Origin of the sequence: Chlorogloeopsis fritschii PCC 6912 (assembly GCF_000317285.1) — a bacterium.
Classification (GTDB): Bacteria; Cyanobacteriota; Cyanobacteriia; order Cyanobacteriales; family Nostocaceae; genus Chlorogloeopsis; species Chlorogloeopsis fritschii.
In genome coordinates, this window is record NZ_AJLN01000156.1 from 1 (window position 1) to 2,197 (window position 2,197).

The window sequence follows — 2,197 nt, forward strand, 5'->3', positions numbered from 1 at the left end:
GTGAGGAGCATACAAATTTTCACCATAGTAAAAAACTTTTCCCTCTGCTCGAAACGACTCAATCAAGTCATTCAAGCGATTATAACAACGCAACAACGTACTTTTGCCACATCCAGACGGGCCAATAAAAGCAGTCACCCGATTTCTGGGAACATCCATCCAGACATCACGAACTGCCAAAAATTTCCCGTAATAAATATTTAAACCTTCTGTACGTAAAACCGTTTCAGTTTGATTTACCGTGCCAACGTTAATAGCCATAACTAAATCCTGGGTTTGAAATTTGACCGTAGTAAAGTTGCCAGCCAACACCATCAATAAGCTTTGCGACTAGTTGCCCAACGAGCAATAATGCTAGTAATCAAAACCATTAGCACCAAAATCAGAGATGCTGCCCAAGCTAGCGATTGCCAGTTTCTAAATGGAGCGATCGCAAAGTTAAACACTAAAACCGCAAGCGAAGCTGTCGGTTCCAACAAACCACTCGGCCAGTATTGAGAAAATAAAGCTGTGAATAATAAAGGTGCAGTTTCTCCTGCGGCTCTGGCAATCGATAATGTTGCTCCCGTTACAATTGCTGGTAAAGCTGCTGGCAGCACTACTAACATCACAGTCTGAAAGTTTGTTGCTCCGATGCCAAAAGCTGCTTGGCGCAAGTCTTGTGATACTAATTGCAAAGCTTCATCTGTGGTTCGCACAATAATTGGTAACATCAGCACTGACAGCGCTACTCCTCCGGCAATGGCAGAAAATGTACCTAATGTTGTCACCACAATTGCATAGGCAAATACGCCCGCAATAATGGAGGGTACGCCACTGAGAATATTTGTCGCAAACCGTACCCAACGAGATATCTTCCCGGAGCTAAACTCAGTCAAATAAATCGCTGCTAATACACCAAAGGGGATGCTAATCAGAGCGCCGATGCCTACCATCAGCAATGTGCCAACAATCGCGTTGCCAAAACCTCCTCCTTGTACTAGTGGCGGTGGTGGCAATTGTGTAAATAGATTGAAGCTAAAACTGCCCAAGCCTTGAATAATTACGTAAGAAAGCACTGCCACTAGAGGTACAAGCGCTAATACTCCGCACAAAAATGCTAAAACTGTCATCACCGTGCTAAACAGTGTTCGCCCTGACATCGAAGAGCGAGTCAGACTGCTGCGGATCAATTTTGGATCGGGCTGATTTGGAACAAAAGAAGACATATTTCAAAACACGCAAATTACAATCTCTACAGCCGCTTCATGCGCACAACGATCAACTCTGCCAGTATGTTGACGATTAAGGTCAAAATGAACAAAATTAATGCTGCGTACATCAGAGCAGCTATTTGCAAACCACTTGCTTCTGCAAATTGATTTGCCAAAAGAGAGGAAATTGTGTTGGCTGGTGCAAATAGTGATGGGCTGATGGTGTTGGCGTTGCCGATTAACATTGTTACAGCCATTGTTTCTCCCATTGCTCGACCGAGGGCTAGCATGACTGCACTGACTATGCCTGAGAATGCGGCGGGAATTATGACTTTTAATATTGCTTCCCAACGCGTTGCTCCTAGTCCGATTGCGGCTTGACGCAAGCTTGAGGGTACCGATATCAAGGCGTCACGCGATATTGCTGTGATGATGGGCAATGTCATGATTGCGAGGATGACTCCGGCTGGGAGCATTCCAGGCCCTGTGGGAGGGGTGCTAAAGATTGGCAGCCAACCGAAGTAAGTGTTCAACCATCTTCCTATATTTGTGATGATTGGTATGAGAACAAATATTCCCCCAGATGCCGTACACTACGCTCGGAATTGCTGCTAGCAGTTCGACTAAGAATACTATTACTGTTCTTACTGATACTGGTAGTAGGTTTTCACTCAGTAATACTGCTGTGCCAACTCCGATTGGTACTGCTATTAGTAGACCTAGAAATGAACTTACTAATGTTCCGTATACTGCTGGTAAGACTCCGTAGTCGTTATTGACTGGATTCCAAACACTTTTGCCTAAAAAGCTGGCTCCAAATTTTTGGATGGCTGGTGCGGCATCTATGCCGACTTGAATCGCTATCCATAGTAATATTGCTGCGATCGCTAGTGCAAATATTCGTGTCAGCCAGATGAACCCCCGATCTAAAGACCTGTCTAGGTCTGAACGCGGTTTTACTGTTGACTGATGATGATTGGCTGATGTATTCATGAATGATTTTA

General features: G+C 44.5%; 2 protein-coding genes and 1 pseudogene. All 3 read right to left on the minus strand.

All coding sequences use genetic code 11. From position 1 onward, the window contains the following. A partial coding sequence (locus UYC_RS35990) for an ATP-binding cassette domain-containing protein (RefSeq protein ID WP_157171305.1) occupies window positions 1-261 on the minus strand: 261 nt, incomplete at its 3' end. A 53-nt stretch (window positions 262-314) separates the two neighbouring features. Beyond that, the gene (gene pstA / locus UYC_RS0134865) at window positions 315-1,208 is read right to left on the minus strand and encodes a phosphate ABC transporter permease PstA (RefSeq protein WP_016879852.1); all 894 of its coding nucleotides are present in this window, start codon (window positions 1,206-1,208) and stop codon (window positions 315-317) included. Window positions 1,209-1,234: 26 nt separating this feature from the next. Continuing rightward, window positions 1,235-2,186, minus strand: a pseudogene (gene pstC, locus UYC_RS35995) (phosphate ABC transporter permease subunit PstC). Window positions 2,187-2,197 lie beyond the last annotated feature (11 nt).

What these genes read in the sequence shown, in the direction of transcription:
- pstA (WP_016879852.1), bottom strand. Translation starts at nt 1,208, where the DNA reads ATGTCTTCTTTTGTTCCAAATCAGCCCGATCCAAAATTGATCCGCAGC.